Source organism: Streptomyces sp. NWU339 (genome assembly GCF_003143855.1).
In the GTDB taxonomy this organism is placed as follows: domain Bacteria; phylum Actinomycetota; class Actinomycetes; order Streptomycetales; family Streptomycetaceae; genus Streptomyces.
Window position 1 is genome coordinate 16,749 of the sequence record NZ_QFRK01000049.1, and the last position, 21,833, is coordinate 38,581.

The 21,833-nt window shown below is 69.5% G+C and carries 14 protein-coding genes; 10 read left to right on the forward strand and 4 right to left on the reverse strand.

What is annotated here, in order from left to right; translation table 11 throughout:
- Positions 1-45: 45 nt before the first annotated feature.
- Positions 46-3,861 (reverse strand): GH92 family glycosyl hydrolase, encoded by a 3,816-nt coding sequence (locus DIZ27_RS35545; RefSeq protein ID WP_181383846.1) that lies wholly within the window; start codon positions 3,859-3,861, stop codon positions 46-48.
- A gap of 405 nt (positions 3,862-4,266) precedes the next feature.
- On the opposite strand from DIZ27_RS35545, the gene ngcE reads away from it, so the two are divergent.
- From ngcE to DIZ27_RS35590, 9 genes are all read left to right on the forward strand, one after another.
- Positions 4,267-5,763, forward strand: coding sequence for an N-acetylglucosamine/diacetylchitobiose ABC transporter substrate-binding protein (gene ngcE, locus DIZ27_RS35550; RefSeq protein WP_109382541.1), 1,497 nt, complete (start codon positions 4,267-4,269; stop codon positions 5,761-5,763).
- An 81-nt stretch (positions 5,764-5,844) separates the two neighbouring features.
- A complete protein-coding gene (locus DIZ27_RS35555) occupies positions 5,845-6,771 on the forward strand; it encodes a carbohydrate ABC transporter permease (protein ID WP_109382542.1) in 927 nt (308 codons plus the stop codon).
- Positions 6,772-6,774: 3 nt separating this feature from the next.
- Positions 6,775-7,698 (forward strand): carbohydrate ABC transporter permease, encoded by a 924-nt coding sequence (locus DIZ27_RS35560; protein ID WP_109382543.1) that lies wholly within the window; start codon positions 6,775-6,777, stop codon positions 7,696-7,698.
- A gap of 253 nt (positions 7,699-7,951) precedes the next feature.
- Positions 7,952-9,163, forward strand: coding sequence for an ROK family transcriptional regulator (locus tag DIZ27_RS35565; RefSeq protein ID WP_109382544.1), 1,212 nt, complete (start codon positions 7,952-7,954; stop codon positions 9,161-9,163).
- A 133-nt stretch (positions 9,164-9,296) separates the two neighbouring features.
- Complete coding sequence (locus DIZ27_RS35570) at positions 9,297-10,397, forward strand: substrate-binding domain-containing protein (RefSeq protein ID WP_181383850.1); 1,101 nt, start codon at positions 9,297-9,299, stop codon at positions 10,395-10,397.
- A 201-nt stretch (positions 10,398-10,598) separates the two neighbouring features.
- Positions 10,599-11,390 (forward strand): ATP-binding cassette domain-containing protein, encoded by a 792-nt coding sequence (locus DIZ27_RS35575; RefSeq protein ID WP_181383847.1) that lies wholly within the window; start codon positions 10,599-10,601, stop codon positions 11,388-11,390.
- On the forward strand, positions 11,387-12,676 hold the full coding sequence (locus tag DIZ27_RS35580; protein WP_109382547.1) for a sugar ABC transporter permease: 1,290 nt from the start codon (positions 11,387-11,389) through the stop codon (positions 12,674-12,676). The genes DIZ27_RS35575 and DIZ27_RS35580 overlap by 4 nt, the downstream gene beginning before the upstream one ends.
- 225 nt (positions 12,677-12,901) lie before the next feature.
- On the forward strand, positions 12,902-14,881 hold the full coding sequence (dxs, locus tag DIZ27_RS35585) for a 1-deoxy-D-xylulose-5-phosphate synthase (protein WP_109382548.1): 1,980 nt from the start codon (positions 12,902-12,904) through the stop codon (positions 14,879-14,881).
- 149 nt (positions 14,882-15,030) lie between these two features.
- Positions 15,031-16,551: an amino acid permease gene (locus DIZ27_RS35590; protein ID WP_109382549.1), complete on the forward strand. Its 1,521-nt coding sequence runs from the start codon at positions 15,031-15,033 to the stop codon at positions 16,549-16,551.
- Positions 16,552-16,591: 40 nt separating this feature from the next.
- On the opposite strand, the gene DIZ27_RS35595 is transcribed toward DIZ27_RS35590, so the two are convergent.
- Positions 16,592-16,963 (reverse strand): NTP pyrophosphohydrolase, encoded by a 372-nt coding sequence (locus DIZ27_RS35595; protein WP_109382550.1) that lies wholly within the window; start codon positions 16,961-16,963, stop codon positions 16,592-16,594.
- A 68-nt stretch (positions 16,964-17,031) separates the two neighbouring features.
- On the opposite strand from DIZ27_RS35595, the gene DIZ27_RS35600 reads away from it, so the two are divergent.
- Positions 17,032-18,048, forward strand: coding sequence for a hypothetical protein (locus DIZ27_RS35600; protein WP_109382551.1), 1,017 nt, complete (start codon positions 17,032-17,034; stop codon positions 18,046-18,048).
- A 166-nt stretch (positions 18,049-18,214) separates the two neighbouring features.
- Here DIZ27_RS35600 and DIZ27_RS35605 read toward each other — a convergent pair whose 3' ends face one another.
- Together DIZ27_RS35605 and DIZ27_RS35610 are read right to left on the reverse strand one after the other, a co-directional pair.
- Positions 18,215-20,344 carry a 3-hydroxyacyl-CoA dehydrogenase NAD-binding domain-containing protein gene (locus DIZ27_RS35605; protein WP_109382552.1) on the reverse strand — a complete coding sequence of 710 codons (2,130 nt, stop codon included), beginning with the start codon at positions 20,342-20,344 and terminating at the stop codon, positions 18,215-18,217.
- Positions 20,341-21,558, reverse strand: coding sequence for an acetyl-CoA C-acyltransferase (locus DIZ27_RS35610; protein WP_109382553.1), 1,218 nt, complete (start codon positions 21,556-21,558; stop codon positions 20,341-20,343). The genes DIZ27_RS35605 and DIZ27_RS35610 overlap by 4 nt, the downstream gene beginning before the upstream one ends.
- Between the last annotated feature and the right edge of the window lie 275 nt (positions 21,559-21,833).

Consider the following 21,833-nt stretch of genomic DNA (forward strand, 5'->3'; position numbering starts at 1 on the left):
GACCCGCTTCCTGCGCGCGGCCGGCTCAGCTCGGCCGGGCCCGGCTCAGCTCAGCAGTTCCACCTCCGTCAGCGCCGACTCATCGGTCAGCACCAGCCGGTAGTGGCCGTAGGCCTTCGGCCTGTCGACCGAGAAGGCCCGGGTCTGCCGGTCCCAGCGGAAGGACTCGTCCGCCCGCTCGTCCAGGTCCTTCCACGTCCGGCCGTCCGAAGACCCCTGCAGTACCCAGCCCGTGGGCGCCTCGGCGGCGTCCGAGGACGTCAGCGTGTACTGCGCCGCCTTCGTCTCCCCGGTCACGGGCAGGTCGACCGTGGACACCGTGGCGCCGGTCGCCGACGTGTCGTCGAACAGGGCGCCCTCGCCCTTCAGCACGTCCTTGCGGGGCGCGGGCACCTTGCCGTCCTGGGTGATCGACACCGGCGCCGCGTCCTTGCCGGTGCCCCACGTCGACGGCCGCGGGCCCATGTCGAACTCCAGGACGCCGCCCTTCGCGATCAGCGAGTGGGGGAGCGAAGTGGAGTTCCAGCGCTTGCCGTTGACCTTCAGACCCTGCACGTAGACGTTCTTCGCGCTGTTCTTCGGCGCCTTGACGACCAGTTCGCGGCCGTTCTCCAGGTGCACGGTCGCCTTCGTGAACAGCGGGGAGCCGATGGCGTACTCGCCGCTGCCCATCACCAGCGGGTAGAAGCCGAGCGAGGAGAACAGGTACCAGGCCGACTGCTCGCCGTTGTCCTCGTCGCCGTGGTACCCCTGCCCGATCTCGCTGCCGGTGTAGAGCCGGGACAGCACCTCCCGGACGTTCTTCTGGGTCTTCCAGGGCTGTCCGGCCGCGTCGTACATGTACAGGGCGTGGTGGGCGACCTGGTTGGAGTGCCCGTACATGCCCATCCGGACGTCCCGCGCCTCGGTCATCTCGTGGATGACTCCGCCGTAGGAGCCGACGAACTCGGGGGAGGCCGTCTCCGGGGTGGCCAGGTACTCGTCGAGCTTGTCCGCGAGGCCGCCCCGGCCGTCGTACAGGTTGGCCAGGCCGCGGCTGTCCTGCGGGGCGGTGAAGGCGTAGCCCCAGCCGTTCGTCTCGGTGTAGTCGTACCCCCAGACCCGCGGGTCGTACTTCGAGGACTCGACGCGCCAGTCGCCCTTGGTGTCCTTCCCCTGGAAGAAACCGGCCTCGGAGTCGAACAGGTTGACGTACTCCTGGGCGCGGTCGAGGAAGTAGGCGGACTCCTCCTCGTAGCGCTTGTCGCCGGTCTTCTCGTAGAGGGCCTCGCCCATCTTCGCGATGCCGTAGTCGTTGAGGTAGCCCTCCAGCGCCCACGACAGGCCCTCGTGCGTCTCGGTGCCGGTGTAGCCGAGGAACGGCGAGGTCGCCATGCCCTTGCGGCCCACACCGGACGACGGGGGCACCACGGTGGCGTTCTTCACCGCCGCGTCGTACGCCGCTTCCGCGTCGAAGTCCACGCCCTTGACGTAGGCGTCCGCGAACGCGACGTCGGAGGAGGTGCCGGTCATCAGGTCGGCGTAGCCGGGGGAGGACCAACGGGAGGTCCAGCCGCCGTCCTTGTAGTGCTGGACGAACCCGTCGACCAGCTCACCCGCCTTGGAGGGGGTCAGGAAGGAGTAGGCGGGCCAGGTGGTCCGGTAGGTGTCCCAGAAGCCGTTGTTGACGTACACCTTGCCCTCGACGATCTTCGCACCGGTGTGCGTCGGGGTGTCGGGCCCGGGCATCTTCGAGAACGGCGAGGCGTACTTGTAGGTGCCGTCGACCTTCTCGAAGCCGGAGTTCGGGTACAGGTACAGCCGGTACAGGCTGGAGTAGAGCGTGGTCAGCTGGTCCGGGGTGGCGCCCTCGACCTCGACCCTGCCGAGCAGCCCGTCCCACTGCCGCTGGGCGCTCTTCCTGACGGCCTCGAAGGACCGGCCCGCGGGGATCTCCTGGCGCAGGTTGTCCTTCGCCTGGTCGACGCTGATCAGGGAGGTGGCCAGGCGCAGGGTGACCGTACGGTCCTTGCCCGCGTCGAACCGCAGATGGCCCTTGACGCCGCTCGTGCTGCCGCCGGTGACCTTCTTGTCGAACTCGCCGTACACGAACAGCCGGGTGGCGCCCGTGGACAGTCCGGACTTGACGTCCGAGTAGCCGGTGAAGGTGCCGTTCTCCTTGTCGAGGGTCAGGCCGGCCTGGTCGGTGACGTTGTCGAACAGGACGCTCGCGTCGTCGCCGGGGTAGGTGAAGCGCATGACCGCCGCGTGGTCGGCCGGCGCGATCTCGGCTTTCTGGCCGTTCTCGAACCGCACCCCGTAGTAGTACGGCCGCGCGGTCTCGTTCTCGTGCCGGAAGGCCAGTTCGCGTTCCTCCCGGCCGAGGGCCGGGGTGCCGGACGCGGCGGAGGGCAGCACCTGGAAGGTCTGCCGGTCGCCCATCCAGGGGCTCGGCTCGTGGCTCGCGCTGAACGCCTGGATCGTCGGCAGGTTGTCCGCGTTGTTGCCGCGCGCGTAGTCGTACAGCCAGCTCAGCGAGCCGGCGTTGGTGACCGGGGTCCAGAAGTTGAAGCCGTGCGGCACGGCCGTCGCCGGGAAGTTGTTGCCGCGGGAGAAGCCGCCGCTGGAGTTGGTGCCCCGGGTCGTCACCGCGTAGTCGGACAGGTGGGCCTTGGGCCGTTCGGGTTTCACCGTCGTCAGCGAGATGTCGTCCAGCCAGCCGCGGAACTTGGCGGGACCCTTGGGGGAGTCGTACGCCACCAGGATCCGGTCGACGGTCTTGCCGGCCGCGACCGAGCCGATCCGGGAGGTCACGTTGTTCCACTGGTTGACGTACAGGACCTTCGAGGAGCCCTGCCCGCGCGGGGTCAGCGGGAAGCCATGCTGGTCGGTGGCGCGCAGGTCGCTCAGGTAGGTGCCGTCGGTGAAGGCCAGGTCCACGGAGACGTGGGTGGCGTCGTAATCGAGGTCGCCGTCCGCCATGGACGGGAAGACGCGGTAGGCCAGTCGGGTGTCCCGGCCGACCGCCACATCGACGTCGAAGACCTTGTTGTACGAGTACGCCCGCCCGTCGGCGGTGTGCCGTCCGGCGTAGCGCAGTGCACGCTTTCCGGTGAACCCGGCGCCCGACTTCGCCGTCGGGGAGCCGCTCGGGCCGCGGTCGACCAGCGAGAGCATGTCCTGCGGGACGGGCGCCTCGCTGTCGCCGGTGGAGAACTGGACGTCGGCCAGCTGGAGGATGCCGCCGCTCTGGTTCTTGGTGAACTCGATGCGGAAGTGCCGGTACTCGGCGACGGCGGAGGCTTCGAGGGCGTAGATCTTCGTCTGGAACCGCTCCGGGAAGGACTCACCCGAACGGGTGTCGAGAGTCTTCCAGTCCTCGCCGTCGGCCGAACCCTTCAAGGTCCAGTCCCGCGGGTCGCGTTCGGCGTGGTCGTTGGCCGAGGTGAGGGCGTAACGGACGGCCCGCACCGGCTTGTCCAGGTCGAACTCCGCCCAGCCGGTGGACTCGAAGGCCAGCCATTTGGTGCTCGGCTCACCGTCGACCAGGTTCTCCTTCACCTCCCCGCCGCCGGTGTTCTCCGCGCTGGCGCGCACCTCCGTGACATGGTCGGTGACATTGCCCGGAATGCCGCTGCTGTAGCCGCCGTCGACGCCCGAGGCGCGCTTCTCGCCGCCCGGTGCGGTGTCGACCGTGTTCAGCCAGTCGGGGGCGGGCTCCCCCGGCTCGAACGACGAAGCGAACTCCCGGTCGGCCTTGGCCGGGGCCCCGGGCAGGGCGACCGCGACGCCCGGTGAGGCCGCGGCCACGGCGAAGGCGGTCGTCGCGACGACCGCCGGACCCCATCTGAGCCGAACTCTGTGCCGAACTCCGTGCTGCATGCGCGAGCACCCTCCCTGCGCTGGACAACGTTGTCAGAATTGCTGCGCAAGCACCAGTAGTGGGCCAAGTGGCGAATGGTGTCAAGGGTGTTGGCTGCGGCGTTCGCGTCCGGGGGCAGGGATTCTTCCGCCGCGGAACGTGACGACCGCTCGTTTTTCCGCCAGGTCTCAACTCGGAAAAGACCGGTGGTGAACCTTGTGTTCGATCTTGCTCCGTCGGAGGGAAGTGGACTATACCTGTCGGCACTCCGGGGCATCCTCACAGCACCTCGAACAGCAGACGTCCCGTACCACTGGTGCCACCGGCACCGGCCGCACTTCCTGCACGACCCAGCTTGACCCGAACGCGGTGCCGGGAAGGATCCGGTTCACCGCCTGAGTCCTGGAGAAGGCGAGGACTTGAGCATGGGATCCACTTCCGCCGAGAACGACGGCACCCGTGACCACGGCACGCGTACCCACGGCACTTTCGGCCACCACAGCACCGGAGTCGGCCGCCGCGACCTGATCAAGCGGTCCGCGGCGCTCGGCCTGATCTCCGTACCCGCGATGGGTTTCCTGTCCGCGTGCGCCAGCGGCGGCGGGGAGGACCAGGACAAGGCCAAGGCGGGCAAGAAGACCGAGCAGAACCCGCTCGGCGTCAACGACACCGCGCAGATGGAGTTCGTCCTGTTCGACGGCGGTTTCGGCAAGGAGTACGCCGAGGACGCGGTCAAGGTCTACGAGAAGGCATTCTCCGGGGCGACGGTCAAGTTCTCCGCCACCCAGAAGATCCAGTCCACCCTGCAGCCGCGGTTCAACCAGGGCAACCCGCCCGACCTCATCGACAACTCCGGTGCCGAACAGATGGACATGGGCGTCCTGGTCGGCAAGAAGCAGCTCGCCGACCTCACCCCGCTGCTGGACGCCCCCTCCTACGACGACCCGGCCAAGAAGGTCCGCGACACGCTGCGCCCCGGCATCGTGGAGATGGGCCAGTTCGACGGCGAGCAGGTCTGGATCCTGTACTACGCCTACACGGTCTACGGCGTCTGGTACTCGCAGAAGGCCCTGGACTCGCTCGACGAGCAGTACCCCGAGACCTGGGACCAGATGCTCGCGGTCTGCGCGAAGGCCAAGAAGAAGGGCATGGCGGGCTGGACGTACGCGGGCAAGTACCCGTACTACGTCCCCTTCTCGCTCTACCCGATGATCGGCAAGGTCGGCGGGCGCGAGGTGCTCGACGCCATCGACAACCTGGAGCCGAACGCCTGGAAGCACCCCGCCGTCAAGGCGTGCTTCGAGGCCTACTACGAGCTCCAGCAGAAGGGCTACGTCCTCAAGGGCACCCCGGGCCTGGACCACGTCCAGTCGCAGACCGCCTGGGCCCAGGGCAAGGCGCTGTTCATCCCGAACGGCTCCTGGGTGGAGAACGAGTCGGCGAAGGTCATCCCCGCCGACTTCGACCTGGCCGTCTCCGCGCCCACCGGACTCGACTCCTCCGACAAGCTGCCCTTCGGCACCATCTGGGCCTCCGGCGGCGAGCCCTTCGTGGTGCCGGCCAAGGCGAAGAACGGCGCCGGCGGCATGGAGCAGATGCGCATCATGCTCAGCGAGGCGTCCTCGAAGAACTTCACCAGCAAGGTGAAGTCGCTGACCGCGTACAACGGCGGCACCGACGGCATCGAACTCACCCCGGGCCTGAAGGCCGGTGTCGCCGCGCTCGACAAGGCCGGCGAGAACGTGGTGAACCCGCGCATCCAGGACTGGTACGTGCAGCTCCAGAAGGAGAAGATCGGCGTCTCCGGGCTCGGCGAGATGATGGCCGGCCGCGCGACCCCGGCCGAGACCATCAAGAAGATCCAGGGCTTCGCCGACGCGGCGGCCAAGGACTCGTCGATCAAGCACTACAAGCACCAGTGAGAATCCGTCGCCAGGGCCTGACCGGCACCCCGTGCCGGGCCGGCCCTGGCGGCGCCCGCGCGCAGAACGGGGTCACCAGCAATGCAGCACGGCAAGTACCGGTTCATCGTGGGGTTCCTGGCGGTTCCCCTGGGGCTGTACGCGCTCTTCGTCGTCTGGCCGTTCATCCAGTCGATCTACTACTCGTTCACGGACTGGACCGGTCTGAGCCCCGATTTCACGATGGTGGGGTTCGACAACTACGCACGCATGCTGGACGACGAGATCTTCTGGAAGTCGTTGCAGCACAGTCTGCTGTTCGCCCTGCTGGTACCGGTGGTGACGATCGGTCTGGCGCTGTTCCTCTCCTTCATGATCAACGTGGGCGGCCGGCGGCGCCGCGGCGGACCGGTGATCTCCGGGGTCCGAGGCTCCGCGTTCTACAAGATCGTCTACTTCTTCCCGCAGGTCCTGTCGATCGCGATCGTCGCCCTGCTGTTCGCGTTCGCGTACAACCCGGACAGCGGTGCGATCAACTCCTTCCTGCGGGCGGTCGGGCTCGACGACGTCCAGCCGCTCTGGCTGGGCGATCCGGACCTCGCCCTGTGGGCCGTCATGGCGGTGATCGTCTGGTCCACGGTCGGCTTCTTCGTGGTCCTCTTCTCCGCCGGTATGGCGTCCATCCCGATGGACCTCTACGAGGCGGCGCTGCTCGACGGCGCCAACCGGATCACCACCTTCTTCCGCATCACCCTGCCGCTGCTGTGGGACACCGTGCAGTCCGGCTGGGTCTACATGGGCATCCTCGCCCTGGGCGCCGAATCGTTCGCGGTCGTGCACATCATGACGACCGGGCCCGGCGGTCCCGACTACTCGACCACCGTCATGGTCCTGTACGTGTACCAGAAGGCGTTCCGTGACGGTCAGGCCGCCTACGCCACCACCATCGGTGTCGCCCTGCTCGTCGTCACGCTGGCCTTCGCCGCCGTCGTGATGAAGCTGGGGCGGCGCGAGCGGCTGGAGTACTGATCCATGAAGACGACCGAGACCCCCGCCCCGGTACCGGCCGAGTCCGGTGCCACCGTCACCAAGGCCGACAGCCCCGGCGGCGCGCCCCCCAGGGAGGAGAAGACGGGCGGCGTCCTCAACGTCTTCTCCCACGGCATCCTCGTGATCTGGGCGATCATGGTGGCCCTGCCGCTGGTGTGGGCGGTGATGACGTCCTTCAAGGACGACGCCTCCATCTTCGGCTCGCCCTGGTCGCTGCCGGACAAGCTCCACTTCGAGAACTGGTCGCGGGCCTGGACCCAGGCCCATATGAGCGAGTACTTCCTCAACACCGTCCTGGTGGTGGGCGGTTCACTCATCGGCACGCTGGTGCTCGGCTCGATGGCCGCCTATGTGCTGGCCCGCTTCGAGTTCCCGGGCAACCGGTTCATCTACTACCTGTTCATCGGCGGCATGAGCTTCCCGATCATGCTCGCCCTGGTCCCGCTGTTCTACGTCGTCAACAACATGGGCCTGCTGAACACGATCCACGGGCTGATCCTGGTCTACATCGCGTACTCGCTGCCGTTCACGGTGTTCTTCCTGACCGCGTTCTTCCGGACCCTGCCCAGCACCGTGGCGGAGGCCGCGTTCGTGGACGGGGCCTCGCACACCAGGACGTTCTTCCAGATCATGCTCCCGATGGCCAAGCCGGGCCTGATCAGCGTGGGCATCTTCAACTTCCTGGGCCAGTGGAACCAGTACATGCTGCCCACCGTGCTCAACACCGACGAGGACAAGCACGTCCTCACCCAGGGCCTGGTGCAACTGGCCGTCAGCCAGGGCTACAAGGGGGACTGGTCCGGCCTCTTCGCCGGCCTCGTGATGGCGATGCTCCCGGTGCTCGCCGCGTACGTCGTCTTCCAGCGCCAGGTCGTGCAGGGCCTCACCGCGGGCGCCCTGAAATGACGTTCCGGGTCCTTCCGGGGCAGCCCTGCGGACGCCTCGGGGAGCGCCCCCGGGGACCCTCTGAAGTCACCCTCTGAATTTGCTCACGCACCCGCCGTACCCGTCCCTGGGAGCGGCGGGTGCCGGCGTGTGCAAGTACTCGGAAACGGTTCAACCTCTTGACGGGAGGCGACCGGAACAGCTCATCTTAGAGTTCACTAGTTGGACACGGAATGGGGCCTCATCGAAGCGGCCCCGCGCGCAGGAGGTCGTCGTGGAGACTCCGGGGTCGCAGTCGTCGCTGCACCGAGCCAATCTGGAACGGGTCGTTCGAGCGGTACGGCTGGCCGGCTCCCTCACCCAGGCCGAGATCGCGAGGACGACGGGCCTGTCCGCGGCGACGGTGTCCAATATCGTCCGGGAACTGAGGGAAGGCGGGACGGTCGAGGTCACGCCCACTTCGGCGGGCGGCCGCCGGGCCCGCAGCGTCTCGCTCAGCGGGGACGCCGGGATCGTCATAGGGGTGGACTTCGGGCACGCCCATCTGCGGGTGGCCATCGGGAACCTCGCCCACCAGGTGCTGGCCGAGGAGTCCGAGCCACTGGACGTGGACGCCTCCTCGACGCAGGGCTTCGACCGGGCGGAGCAGCTGGTCAGCCGGCTGATCGAGGCGACCGGGGTGGACCGTGCCAAGGTCGCCGGGGTCGGCCTCGGCGTACCCGGTCCGATCGACGTGGAGTCCGGCACCCTGGGCTCGACCGCGATCCTGCCCGGCTGGACCGGCACCAAGCCCGCCGAGGAGCTGCGGGGGCGGCTCGGCGTGCCCGTGCACGTGGACAACGACGCGAACCTCGGCGCCCTCGGCGAGATGGTCTGGGGCAGCGGCCGGGGCGTGCGCGACCTCGCGTACATCAAGGTCGCCAGCGGTGTCGGCGCCGGACTGGTGATCAGCGGGAGGATCTACCGCGGACCCGGCGGCACGGCGGGAGAGATCGGACACATCACGCTCGACGAGTCGGGCCCGGTCTGCCGTTGCGGCAACCGCGGCTGCCTGGAGACGTTCGCGGCGGCCCGCTATGTGCTTCCGCTGCTCCAGCCCAGCCACGGCGCGGACTTGACGATGGAAGGCGTCGTACGGCTGGCGCGCGAGGGTGATCCCGGCTGCCGTAGGGTGATCGCCGACGTCGGTCGTCACATCGGCAGTGGAGTCGCCAATCTCTGCAACCTGTTGAACCCGAGCAGGGTCGTGCTGGGCGGCGACCTCGCCGAGGCCGGTGAGTTGGTGCTCGCGCCGATAAGGGAGTCCGTCGGCCGCTACGCGATTCCCAGCGCGGCGCGTCAACTCTCCGTTCTCCCCGGGGCACTCGGGGGCCGTGCGGAGGTGCTGGGCGCGCTCGCCCTCGCGTTGGGTGAAATGGGCGATTCCACCCTGTTGGACGGCACGGCCACCGGGACCCTCACCGCGGCCTCTCCTGCCTTCACTTAGAGAACGGATGGCACCGTTGCCATCTCGTTAAGGATTTACTTCTTGACGTCGCACGTGTGGCCGAGTTGACTTCCAGCCACCTCGGCCGCACCGTCGCGGCCTCGTCAGGGAGGTTTCTGAAGTGAACACGCGTATGCGTCGTACCGCCGTCGCCATCGCCGCCGGTGCGATGGCCGTCTCTCTCGCCGCTTGCGGCAGCGCCGCCGAGTCCGGCGACAAGAGCGAAGCGAGCGACTCCGCGGCCAAGAAGGGCGACGCCATCAAGGTCGGCCTGCTCCTGCCGGAGAACCAGACCGCGCGGTACGAGAAGTTCGACAAGCCCTTGATCGAGAAGAAGGTCAAGGAGCTCACGAACAACAAGGCCGAGGTCGTCTACGCCAACGCCAAGCAGGACGCCAGCCTGCAGAACCAGCAGGTCGACACGATGGTGACCAACAAGGTCGACGTGCTGATCCTGGACGCGGTGGACGCCAAGGCCATCGCCGGTTCGGTGAAGAAGGCCAAGGAGGCCGGCATCCCGGTCGTGGCCTACGACCGCCTGGCCGAGGGCCCGATCGACGCTTACACCTCGTTCGACAACGTGACCGTCGGCAAGACGCAGGGCGAGGCCCTGCTCGAGGCGCTGGGCGACAAGGCCAAGAAGGGCCAGATCGTCATGATGAACGGCTCCTCCACCGACCCGAACGCCGCCCAGTTCAAGGAGGGCGCGCACGCCGCCCTCGACGGCAAGGTCAAGGTCGGCCGCGAGTACGACACCAAGGAGTGGAAGCCGGAGAACGCCAACGCCAACATGGAGGGCGCCATCTCCGCCCTCGGCAAGGACAAGATCGTCGGTGTCTACTCCGCCAACGACGGCATGGCGGGCGGCATCATCACCGCCCTGAAGGCCGCCGGCATCAAGGTCCCGGTCACCGGCCAGGACGCCGAACTCGCGGGCGTGCAGCGCATCGTGACGGGTGAGCAGTTCATGAGCGTCTACAAGCCGTACGCCCCGGAGGCCGAGGCCGCCGCGGAGATGGCCGTCGCGCTCGCCCAGGGCAAGTCGCTCGACTCCGTCGCCAAGGACACGGTCGACAGCCCCACCACCAAGGGTGTGCCCTCCGTGCTCGTCCCGGTCGTGTCGCTGACCCAGGAGAACATCAACGACACCGTGATCAAGGACGGCGTCTACACCGTCGAGGAGATCTGCACGGGCAAGTACAAGGCCGCCTGCGACAAGCTCGGTCTGAAGTAAGCAGTCCCGAAGTCCCATGAGATGTACGGGAGTCCGCACCGGGCTCCCGTACGGGACGGACTGCCGCGAACTCCGCCGGCGCCCCGCACACACCAGCCCCGCAAGCTACGCGGGGCGCCGGTCGGAACACCCCGCGGGTGTCCCCCCACCCCCCACCCAGTCGTTCTGCACAACCTCCCGCCGGGTCAGGCGGCGAAGGAGATGGTTCACGTGTCCGCTACGCCCGTGCTGGCGTTGCGCGGGGTCTCCAAGCGTTTCGGTGCCGTCCAGGCGCTCACCGACGTAGAGCTTGAGGTCCGCGCCGGTGAGGTGGTCGCCCTGGTCGGCGACAACGGCGCCGGTAAGTCCACGCTGGTCAAGACGATCGCCGGCGTGCACCCCATCGATGAGGGCGTCATCGAGTGGGACGGCAAGGCCGTCCAGATCAACAAGCCGCACGACGCCCAGAACCTGGGCATCGCGACGGTCTACCAGGACCTCGCGCTGTGCGACAACATCGACGTCGTCGGCAACCTCTACCTGGGCCGGGAGATCCGCAAGCGCGGTGTCCTGGACGAGGTGGAGATGGAGCGCCGCTCCCGCGAGCTCCTCGACACCCTGTCGATCCGCATCCCCAGCGTCCGGATCCCGATCGCCTCGCTCTCCGGCGGTCAGCGCCAGGTCGTGGCCATCGCCCGGTCCATGCTCGGTGAGCCCAAGCTGGTGATCCTCGACGAACCGACCGCCGCCCTCGGCGTCGAGCAGACCGCGCAGGTCCTCGACCTGGTCGAGCGGCTGCGCGAGCGGGGCCACGCGGTCATCCTCATCAGCCACAACATGGCCGACGTCAAGGCCGTCGCGGACAAGGTCGCCGTACTGCGCCTCGGGCGCAACAACGGCACCTTCGAGGTCAAGTCGACCTCTCAGGAAGAGATCATCTCCGCCATCACCGGCGCCACGGAGAACGCCGTGACCCGCCGTGCGGCGCGCACCAATGGGGAGGTCAGCAAGTGAGCACCGAAAAGACCTCGACGCCCGCCGCCGACACGGTCGAGAACACCGAGGCGGCCGCCGCGGCGGTCACCGCCGTCGACCCCCGGCTGCTGGTCCGCGAACAGGGCTTCGCCGGCTACATCGGCGAGTTCAAGCGGAAGATGAAGGCCGGCGACCTCGGGTCCGTCCCCGTCATCATCGGCCTGGTGATCATCTGGGCCATCTTCACCGGCCTGAACTCCAACTTCCTCACCGCCGGCAACTTCTCCGACATGTCCGTCGCCATGGTCGGCACGGGCATGATCGCCGTCGGTATCGTCTTCGTCCTGCTGCTCGGCGAGATCGACCTGTCGGTCGGCTCGGTCAGCGGTGTCGCGGGCGCCGCCTTCGCGGTGCTGAGCGTCACCCACGGGATGAACGAGTGGCTGGCCCTGGTGCTGGCCATCCTCACCGGCACGGCGGCCGGCGCCATCCACGGCTTCGTCTTCGCCCGCATCGGCGTCCCCGCCTTCGCCGTGACGCTGGCCGGTCTGCTGTTCTGGCAGGGCTTCATGCTGCAGATACTCGGCAGCAACGGCACCATCAACCTGGACAGCGAAGGCATCGTCGGCAAGTTCACCAGCTACTACTTCACCGACGTCGCGGCCGCCTACGGCCTCGCCCTCGTGGCCGTCGTCGGGTACTTCCTCACCGCGTTCCTGGGCAACCGCCGCCGCGAGGCCGCCGGTATCCCCTCGCGCCCGCTGAACGACATCATCGTGCGCACGGTGCTGCTGGCCGTCGTCTCCTTCGCCGTGGCGATCGTCTACAACCAGCACAAGGGCCTGCCGCTCGCCGTGGTGATCTTCCTCGCGGTGCTGGTGTTCACCGACTTCCTGCTCCGCCGCACCGCCTACGGCCGCAAGGTCTTCGCGCTCGGCGGCAGCGTCGAGGCGTCCCGCCGTGCCGGTATCAACGTGGAGATGGTCCGGATCTCGGTCTTCGCGATCGCCGGCACCTTCGCCGCGATCGGCGGCCTCTTCGTCGCCTCGAAGATCGCCTCCGCCAACCAGGGCGCGGGCACCGGTGAGTTCCTGATGAACGTCATCGCCGCGGCCGTGATCGGCGGCACGTCCCTCTTCGGCGGCCGGGGCCGCACCTGGAACGCGCTCCTCGGTGTCCTGGTGATCGTCTCCATCCAGTACGGCCTCGCCCTCGAGGGCATCGCCTCGCCGGTGCAGTACATGATCACCGGTGGCGTGCTGCTGGCGACCGTCGTCATCGACGCGATCACCCGCAAGACGCAGAAGACCGCGGGCCGCGCCTAGCGATCAGGCGTACCGTTTCCGCGGTGTTGTGCCCGGTGCCCCTGCGGTACCGGGCACAGCCGTGTCCACGGCTTGGCACAGGGCCTGGCCCAGGGCGCTCCGGGCCTGGGCGGAGCCGGACCGCGTGAGGCATGACGCACGGCCCGGACGCCGACCGCCGGAGCGGAACATTAGACTCGTCGAGCCCGGCAACAGCTCGATCAGCTCTACTGCAAGGAGGCACGGGTGCCGCTGCTGACCCGTATCAGGGGACCGCGCGATCTGGACCGGCTCACCGCGGAGGAGCTGAGCCAGCTGGCCGAGGAGATCCGGACCTTCCTGGTCGACGCGGTCTCCAAGACCGGCGGCCATCTCGGCCCCAACCTGGGTGTGGTGGAGCTCACCATCGCCCTGCACCGCGTCTTCGAATCCCCCAGGGACAAGGTGCTCTGGGACACCGGCCACCAGTCCTACGTGCACAAACTGCTGACCGGCCGACAGGACTTCTCCCGGCTGAAGATGAAGGGCGGCCTCTCCGGCTACCCCTCGCAGGCCGAGTCCGAGCACGACGTCATCGAGAACAGCCACGCCTCCACCGTCCTCGGCTGGGCCGACGGCCTGGCCAAGGCCAACCAGCTCAGGCGGACCGGCGACCACGTCGTCGCCGTCATCGGGGACGGCGCGCTCACCGGCGGCATGGCCTGGGAGGCGCTGAACAACATCGCCGACGCCCGGGACCGGCCGCTGGTCATCGTCGTCAACGACAACGAGCGCTCCTACGCGCCCACCATCGGCGGCCTCGCCAACCACCTGGCGACCCTGCGCACCACCGACGGCTACGAGCGCTTCCTGGCCCGCACCAAGGAGGTCCTGGAGCGCACCCCGGTCGTCGGCCAGGCCCTCTACGACACCCTGCACGGCGCCAAGAAGGGCCTGAAGGACTTCATCGCCCCCCAGGGCATGTTCGAGGACCTCGGGCTGAAGTACGTCGGCCCCATCGACGGCCACGACATCGAGGCCCTGGAGTCCGCCCTCACCCGCGCCAAGCGCTTCGGCGGCCCGGTGATCGTGCACTGCCTCACCGAGAAGGGCCGCGGCTACCAGCCCGCCCTGGCGGACGAGGCCGACCGCTTCCACGCCGTCGGCAAGATCCACCCCGACACGGGCCTGCCCATCGCCAGCTCCGGTGCCGACTGGACGTCCGTCTTCGGCGAGGAGATGGTCAAGCTCGGCGAGGAGCGCGAGGACGTCGTCGCCATCACCGCGGCCATGCTCCAGCCGGTCGGCCTCGACCGGTTCGCCAAGCGGTTCCCGGACCGTGTCTACGACGTCGGCATCGCCGAGCAGCACGGCGCGGTCTCCGCGGCGGGCCTGGCCCACGGCGGGGTGCACCCCGTCTTCGCCGTGTACGCCACCTTCCTCAACCGCGCCTTCGACCAGGTGCTGATGGACGTGGCCCTGCACAAGTGCGGCGTCACCTTCGTCCTGGACCGGGCCGGTGTCACCGGCACCGACGGCGCCTCCCACAACGGCATGTGGGACATGTCGATCCTCCAGGTGGTCCCCGGGCTGCGGCTGGCCGCCCCGCGCGACGCCGACCAGGTCCGCGCCCAGCTGCGCGAGGCCGTCGAGGTCACCGACGCGCCGACCGTGGTCCGCTTCTCCAAGGGCGCGGTCGGGCCCGCCGTGCCGGCCGTGGGACGCGTCGGCGGCATGGACGTCCTGCGCGAGCCCGGCACCGACACCCCGGACGTGCTGCTGGTCTCCGCGGGCGCCCTCGCCCCGATGTGCCTGGAGATCGCCGGCCTGCTCGACCGGCAGGGCATCTCCACCACCGTCGTCGACCCGCGCTGGGTCAAGCCCGTCGACGAGGCCATGGCCCCGCTCGCCGAGAAGCACCGGGTCGTCGTCACCGTCGAGGACAACTCCCGCGTCGGCGGAGTCGGCTCGACGATCGCGCAGGCCCTGCGCGACGCCGACGTCGACGTACCGCTGCGCGACTTCGGCATCCCGCCGCGCTTCCTCGACCACGCCTCCCGCGCCGAGGTCCTGGCGGAGATCGGGCTCACCGCTCCCGACATCGCCCGTCAGGTCACCGGTCTGGTGGCGAAGCTGGACGGCGGCCTCCCGCCCTCCCGGATCCGCTCGAACGGCACGCACGGCGCACACGACGCGAACTCCGCCGTACGCGCCGCCGCCGAGTCGGTGGAACCGGCCCGCGACTGACCCCCTTCGCCGATGCGCCCGAACGGGTCGCCCGTGCCACTGTGAAGAGTGGCGAGGGCGGCCCGTTCGCGTGAAGGCGCCCGCGCCGGGGCATACGAGGTACGCCCCCTCTCGATCATGTCGAGGACGACGCAGCGTGGGAGGTACCTGTGAGCAGCACCCTCTTCCGGACGAAGAAGGTCGAGCAGTCCATCCGCGACACCGAAGAACCGGAGCACGCGCTCAAGAAGTCCCTCTCCGCGCTGGACCTGACCGTCTTCGGCGTCGGCGTCATCATCGGCACCGGCATCTTCGTGCTCACCGGTACGGTCGCCAAGAACAACGCCGGGCCCGCCGTGGCCCTGGCCTTCGTGGTGGCCGGCGTCGTCTGTGCGCTCGCCGCGCTCTGCTACGCCGAATTCGCCTCCACCGTCCCGGTGGCGGGCTCCGCCTACACCTTCTCGTACGCCTCCCTCGGGGAACTGCCCGCGTGGATCATCGGCTGGGACCTGGTCCTGGAGTTCGCGCTCGGCACGGCAGTGGTGGCCGTCGGCTGGTCCGGCTACATCCACTCGCTGCTGGACAACGTGGGCTGGCATCTGCCCGCGGCGCTCGGCACCCGGGACGGCGCCGTGGGCTTCGGCTTCGACATCCTCGCCGCCGTACTGGTGCTGGTCCTCACCGGCGTCCTCGTCCTCGGCATGAAGCTGTCCGCCCGGGTGACCTCGGTCGTCGTCGCCATCAAGGTGACCGTCGTCCTCGTCGTCATCGTCGCCGGTTCCTTCTTCGTGACCGCCGGCAACTACCACCCGTTCATCCCGAAGGCGCAGGCCGTCCCAGCCGGTGAAGGTCTCCGTGCGCCGCTCATCCAGCTGATGATCGGCTGGGCACCGTCCAACTTCGGCGTGATGGGCATCTTCACGGCGGCCTCGGTGGTCTTCTTCGCCTTCATCGGCTTCGACGTCGTCGCCACGGCCGCCGAGGAGACCAGGAACCCGCAGCGGGACATGCCGCGCGGCATCCTCGGTTCCCTGTTCATCTGCACCGTCCTGTACGTCGCCGTGTCGATCGTCGTCACCGGAATGCAGCGCTACACCGACCTGTCCGTGGACGCCCCGCTCGCGGACGCGTTCAAGGCCACCGGCCATCCCTGGTTCGCGGGCTTCATCAGCTTCGGCGCCGCCATCGGTCTGACCACGGTCTGCCTGATCCTGCTGCTCGGCCAGACCCGGGTGTTCTTCGCGATGAGCAGGGACGGGCTGCTGCCCCGCTTCTTCTCCCGCGTCCACCCCCGCTTCAGGACCCCGTACCGGCCGACCATCCTGCTCGGTGTGATCATCGCGATCGTCGCGGGCTTCACCCCGTTGTCGGAGCTCGCCGAGCTGGTGAACATCGGCACGCTGTTCGCCTTCGTGGTCGTCGCGCTCGGCGTGGTCATCCTGCGCCGCACCCGCCCCGACCTGCCCCGGGCCTTCCGCACCCCGTGGGTGCCGTTCCTGCCGATCCTGTCGGTCGCCGCCTCGCTGTGGCTGATGCTGAACCTGCCCGCCGAGACCTGGCTCCGGTTCGGCCTCTGGATGGCGCTCGGCTTCGTCTTCTACTTCCTCTACAGCCGGAGCCACAGCCGTCTGGGCCGGGAAGAGGAGGTCGGCGGCCGGCCCGGCAAGCCGCAGGGCCCGGCCTTCCGGTAACCCACACGGCCCCCGGTCCCGCCGTCTTCGGCGGTGGCGGTCAGGGGCGGACGGTCCGAGGGCCGGTCACGGTGGCGCCCAGGGCGGTCACCCGGCGGCGCAGTTCGCGGTCGGCGGTGACGACCAGGACCGGGCGCTCACCCGCCTCGGCCACCAGGTCGACCACGCGGTCGTCGCCGCTGCCCGGTGCCGCCTCCACCCGCACCCCGGGCACCGACTCCACGCCCCGTGCCGCGCCCTCCACCACCAGGACGATCTCCACCGGCCCCGGACGGTCGGGCAGCCCCCGTGAGGCCAGCCGGTCCCGCAGCCGCTCCGCGGCGCCCCGGCGGTCCCGCCACCACCCGTCGGGCACCGACCCGAAGACGTTCGCGGAATCGACGATCACGAGCAGGGCGGCGCTGTGGTCCATGCGGCCAGAGTCCCACGGAACGGCCCCCGCCCGAGGCGCCCGCGAACCGGCTTGCCTAGGGTGAAACGGTGAACGGCGACTGGCTCCTCCGCGGCCGCGACGGCCGCCTCACCGTCTATCTGCCCTCGGACGACGCCGTCCTGTGCCGCGCGGAACTCGCCCCCGGCGGTCCCTGGCAGGCGACCCGTACCGTCGGCGGCGACCAGAAGCTGCGTCCGGGAGCGGCGATCGGCCAGGGCGCCGACGGCTACGCCCATCTGGTCGCCTGGCGGCCCACCGGGTCCGGCCAGTCGGGCCTGGTGCACTCCACCCACTTCCGGCCCCGGCTCGCCGCCCTCGACTGGAACCCCGTCGGCCACCCCGACCAGAAGGGCGACCGCACCGGGACACCGGCCGTCGCGGTCGACGCCCAGGGCCGCGCGCACGTCTTCGTCCGCAACCAGGGCGGCGGGGTGAGCGTGCGGGCGCAGAAGGAGAAGGGCGGCTGGGACCCCTGGCGGGACCTCGGCGGAGCCGGCGTCCAGGGCGAACTCGCGGCCGTGACCGGCGAGTCGGGCCGGATCGAGCTGTACGCGGCGACCTCGGACACCCTCCTGCACTGGCGTCAGGAGACACCCGGCGGGCAGCTTGTGCGGGCGGAGGAGACCGACTTGCCGGTCCGTCCGGACACCCTGTGCGCGCTCGCCACCTCCGCCGAGCACACCACCCTGTTCTGCACCGACACGTCCGGCGAACTGTGCGCCTGGCGTCCCGGCGGCACACCGGTGCCGCTGCTCACCGCGGCCGGACTCGGCCCGGTCCGCGCCGTGCGCCGTGCCGTGGCGGGTCACGACTGCACGGTGCTCGCCCAGCGCTCGGCGAGCGGCAGGATCGCCTTCGCCGCGTACCCCACGCAGGCGGAGCCGTCCGGCGCCCGGTGGACCGAGTCCGGCCCTCCGTCGCCGGCCGACGCGGAGGTGGCCCTCGCCCTCGACGAGCACGAGGAGATCGTCGCCGCCACCGTCTCCCGCTCCACCGGCTCCCTCCGGCTCGCCCGCCGCGAGGACGAGCCGGGCCTGGCCCTGACGGCGTGGCGCGAGGTGTGACCCGGGCGCCCATCCGGTCGGACCGCGCGGCGATCCGCTCGCCGCGCCCGTGACGAGAACCCGTGACGAGAACCCGTGACGAGAACCCGTGATGAAAACCCATACGAAAAGGGGCGGGCCGCACGGATCGTCACCGCGCGGCCCGCCCCCTGTCAGGGCCGGCCGGTCACGCCGGGACGCTCGCCACGCCCGGGGCCAGGAACCTCTTGCCGTTGACGCGCTCGGAGACACCCTCGCGGTCCAGGTACGGCGTGATGCCGCCCAGGTGGAAGGGCCAGCCGGCACCGGTGATCAGGCACAGGTCGATGTCCTGCGCCTCGGCGACGACACCCTCGTCGAGCATCAGCCCGATCTCCTGCGCCACCGCGTCGAGCACCCGCGCCCGCACCTGCTCCTCGGTGAGGACGGTGTCGCCCTGCTCGAGCAGCGCGGCGACCTCCGGGTCGAGCTCCGGCTTCCCGCTGTCGTAGACGTAGAAGCCGCGCTTGCCCGCCTCGACGACCGCCTTGAGGTTCGGGGAGACCGTGAAGCGCTCGGGGAAGGACCGGTTGAGCGTCTCGGACACGTGCAGCCCGATCGCCGGGCCGACCAGCTCCAGCAGCACCAGCGGGGACATCGGCAGACCGAGCGGCTCGACCGCCTTCTCGGCGACCTCGACCGGGGTGCCCTCGTCGATGACGTTCTGGATCTCACCCATGAAGCGGGTCAGGATGCGGTTCACGACGAACGCCGGGGCGTCCTTGACCAGCACCGCGGTCTTCTTCAGCTTCTTGGCGACACCGAACGCCGTCGCCAGCGAGGCGTCGTCGGTCTGCTCGCCGCGGACGATCTCGAGGAGCGGCAGGATCGCGACCGGGTTGAAGAAGTGGAAGCCGACGACCCGCTCGGGGTGCTTCAGCTTCGACGCCATCTCCGTCACCGACAGCGAGGAGGTGTTGGTGGCGAGGATCGCGTGCGCCGGGGCGACCGCCTCGACCTCCGCGAACACCTGCTGCTTGACGCCCATCTCCTCGAACACGGCCTCGATGACGAAGTCCGCGTCCGCGAAGCCCTCGGCCTTGTCCAGCACACCGGTGACCAGCGCCTTGAGGCGGTTGGCCTTGTCCTGGTTGATCCGGCCCTTGCCGAGCAGCTTGTCGATCTCGGCGTGGACGTAGCCCACACCCTTGTCGATGCGCTCCTGGTCGATGTCGGTCAGCACGACCGGCACCTCCAGACGGCGCAGGAACAGCAGCGCGAGCTGCGAGGCCATCAGACCGGCGCCGACGACACCGACCTTGGTGACCGGGCGCGCCAGGTTCTTGTCCGGGGCGCCGGCCGGGCGCTTGCCGCGCTTCTGCACCAGGTTGAACGCGTAGAGGCCGGACCGCAGTTCACCGCCCATGATCAGGTCGGCGAGCGCCTGGTCCTCGGCGTCGTAGCCCTGCTGGAGGTCGCCGTTCTTGGCGGCGGCGATGATGTCCAGGGCGCGGTAGGCGGCCGGGGCCGCGCCGTGCACCTTGGAGTCGGCGATGAAGCGGCCCTTGGCGACGGCCTGGTCCCAGGCCTCGCCGCGGTCGATCACCGGACGGTCGACGACGATCTCGCCCTTGAGGACGGCCGCCGTCCAGATCAGCGACTGCTCCAGGAAGTCGGCGCCCTCGAAGATCGCGTCCGCGATGCCGAGTTCGAAGACCTGCCGGCCCTTGAGCTGCTTGTTCTGGTTGAGGCTGTTCTCGATGATGACCGAGACGGCCTTGTCCGCGCCGATCAGGTTCGGCAGCAGCGCGCAGCCGCCCCAGCCGGGGACCAGGCCGAGGAAGACCTCGGGCAGGGAGAAGGCGGGGATGGCCGCGGACACCGTGCGGTAGGAGCAGTGCAGGCCGACCTCGACGCCGCCGCCCATGGCCGCGCCGTTGTAGTACGCGAAGGTGGGGACGGCGAGCTTCGACAGCCGCTTGAAGACGTCGTGGCCGCCCTTGCCGATGGCGAGCGCGTCCTCGTGCCGCTTGAGCAGCTCGACGCCCTTGAGGTCGGCGCCGACGGCGAAGATGAACGGCTTGCCGGTGAGGCCGACGCCGACGATCTCGCCGTCCGCGGCCTCCTTCTCGACCTGGTCGAGGGCGGCGTCCAGGTTCGCCAGCGACTGGGGGCCGAAGGTGGTCGGCTTGGTGTGGTCCAGCCCGTTGTCGAGGGTGATGAGCGCGAAGCGGCCCGCGCCCAGGGGCAGTTCGAAGTGGCGTACGTGGGAGGTCGTGACGACCTCGTCCGGGAACAGCGCGGCGGCGCCCTTCAACAGTTCTGCGGTGGTGCTCACTTGTCCCCCTCGAAGTGCGGGTTCTCCCAGATGACCGTCGCGCCCATGCCGAAGCCGACGCACATGGTGGTCAGGCCGTAGCGGACGTGCGGCTGCTCCTCGAACTGGCGGGCCAGCTGCGTCATCAGCCGGACGCCGGAGGAGGCCAGCGGGTGGCCGAAGGCGATGGCGCCGCCGTACTGGTTGACGCGCGCGTCGTCGTCGGCGATGCCGTAGTGCTCCAGGAAGGCCAGCACCTGGACGGCGAAGGCCTCGTTGATCTCGAACAGGCCGATGTCGGAGATGGACAGGCCCGCCTGGGCGAGCGCCTTCTCCGTGGCCGGGATCGGACCGTAGCCCATGACCTCCGGCTCGACGCCCGCGAAGGCGTACGAGACCAGGCGCATCTTCACCGGGAGGTCGTTCTCGCGGGCGAAGTCCTCAGAGGCGATGAGCGAGGCGGTGGCGCCGTCGTTGAGACCGGCCGCGTTGCCGGCGGTGACCCGGCCGTGGACGCGGAACGGCGTCTTCAGCCCGGCCAGGTTCTCCAGGGTGGTGCCCGGACGCATCGGCTCGTCGGCGGTGACCAGGCCCCAGCCCGTCTCGCCCGCCTCGGCGTTGGTGCGGCGCACCGAGACCGGTACCAGGTCGGCCTGGATCTTGCCGTCGGCGTACGCCTTGGCGGCCTTCTCCTGCGAGCGGACCGCGTACTCGTCGGCGCGCTGCTTGGTGATCGTCGGGTAGCGGTCGTGCAGGTTCTCCGCGGTCATGCCCATGAACAGGGCGGACTCGTCGACCAGCTTCTCGGAGACGAACCGGGGGTTGGGGTCGACGCCCTCGCCCATCGGGTGGCGGCCCATGTGCTCGACACCGCCCGCGATGGCGACGTCGTACGCGCCGAAGGCGACGGAGCCGGCCACCGTGGTCACGGCGGTCAGGGCGCCCGCGCACATGCGGTCGATGGAGTAGCCCGGAACCGAGGTGGGCAGGCCCGCGAGGATGCCGGCGGTACGGCCGATGGTCAGGCCCTGGTCGCCGATCTGCGTGGTCGCGGCGACCGCGACCTCGTCGATCTTCTTCGGGTCGAGTCCGGGGTTGCGGCGCAGCAGCTCCCGGATCGCCTTCACGACGAGGTCGTCGGCACGGGTCTCGTGGTAGATGCCCTTGGGGCCCGCCTTGCCGAACGGGGTGCGGACGCCGTCGACGAAGACGACGTCCCTGACGGTACGAGGCACGATGGCTCTCCTCCAGGGTGCGGGATGGCACTGCTGCGTTGCGCTGAGCGCGCGCTCAGAGCCTATGCTACTTGTGGGTAATGTAGCTGCCCAGCCCCACGGAACCGAGCGGCGAAGCTCACACTCCTGGCGGAGTCGTCGCACCGCGCGGTGTCAGGACAGGGGCCGACGCGGACGTGAACCCGCTCTGAGGATCTTGGCGTGATCTCGACGTCGCTGTTCTGTTCTGAGGGCCCCTGGAAACCGCCGGCGCACGGGAAACCGGCCCGGCGGGC

What these genes read in the sequence shown, in the direction of transcription:
- DIZ27_RS35545 (WP_181383846.1), bottom strand. Translation starts at nt 3,861, where the DNA reads ATGCAGCACGGAGTTCGGCACAGAGTTCGGCTCAGATGGGGTCCGGCG.
- ngcE (WP_109382541.1), top strand. Translation starts at nt 4,267, where the DNA reads ATGGGATCCACTTCCGCCGAGAACGACGGCACCCGTGACCACGGCACG.
- DIZ27_RS35555 (WP_109382542.1), top strand. Translation starts at nt 5,845, where the DNA reads ATGCAGCACGGCAAGTACCGGTTCATCGTGGGGTTCCTGGCGGTTCCC.
- DIZ27_RS35560 (WP_109382543.1), top strand. Translation starts at nt 6,775, where the DNA reads ATGAAGACGACCGAGACCCCCGCCCCGGTACCGGCCGAGTCCGGTGCC.
- DIZ27_RS35570 (WP_181383850.1), top strand. Translation starts at nt 9,297, where the DNA reads ATGCGTCGTACCGCCGTCGCCATCGCCGCCGGTGCGATGGCCGTCTCT.
- DIZ27_RS35575 (WP_181383847.1), top strand. Translation starts at nt 10,599, where the DNA reads ATGGTTCACGTGTCCGCTACGCCCGTGCTGGCGTTGCGCGGGGTCTCC.
- DIZ27_RS35595 (WP_109382550.1), bottom strand. Translation starts at nt 16,963, where the DNA reads ATGGACCACAGCGCCGCCCTGCTCGTGATCGTCGATTCCGCGAACGTC.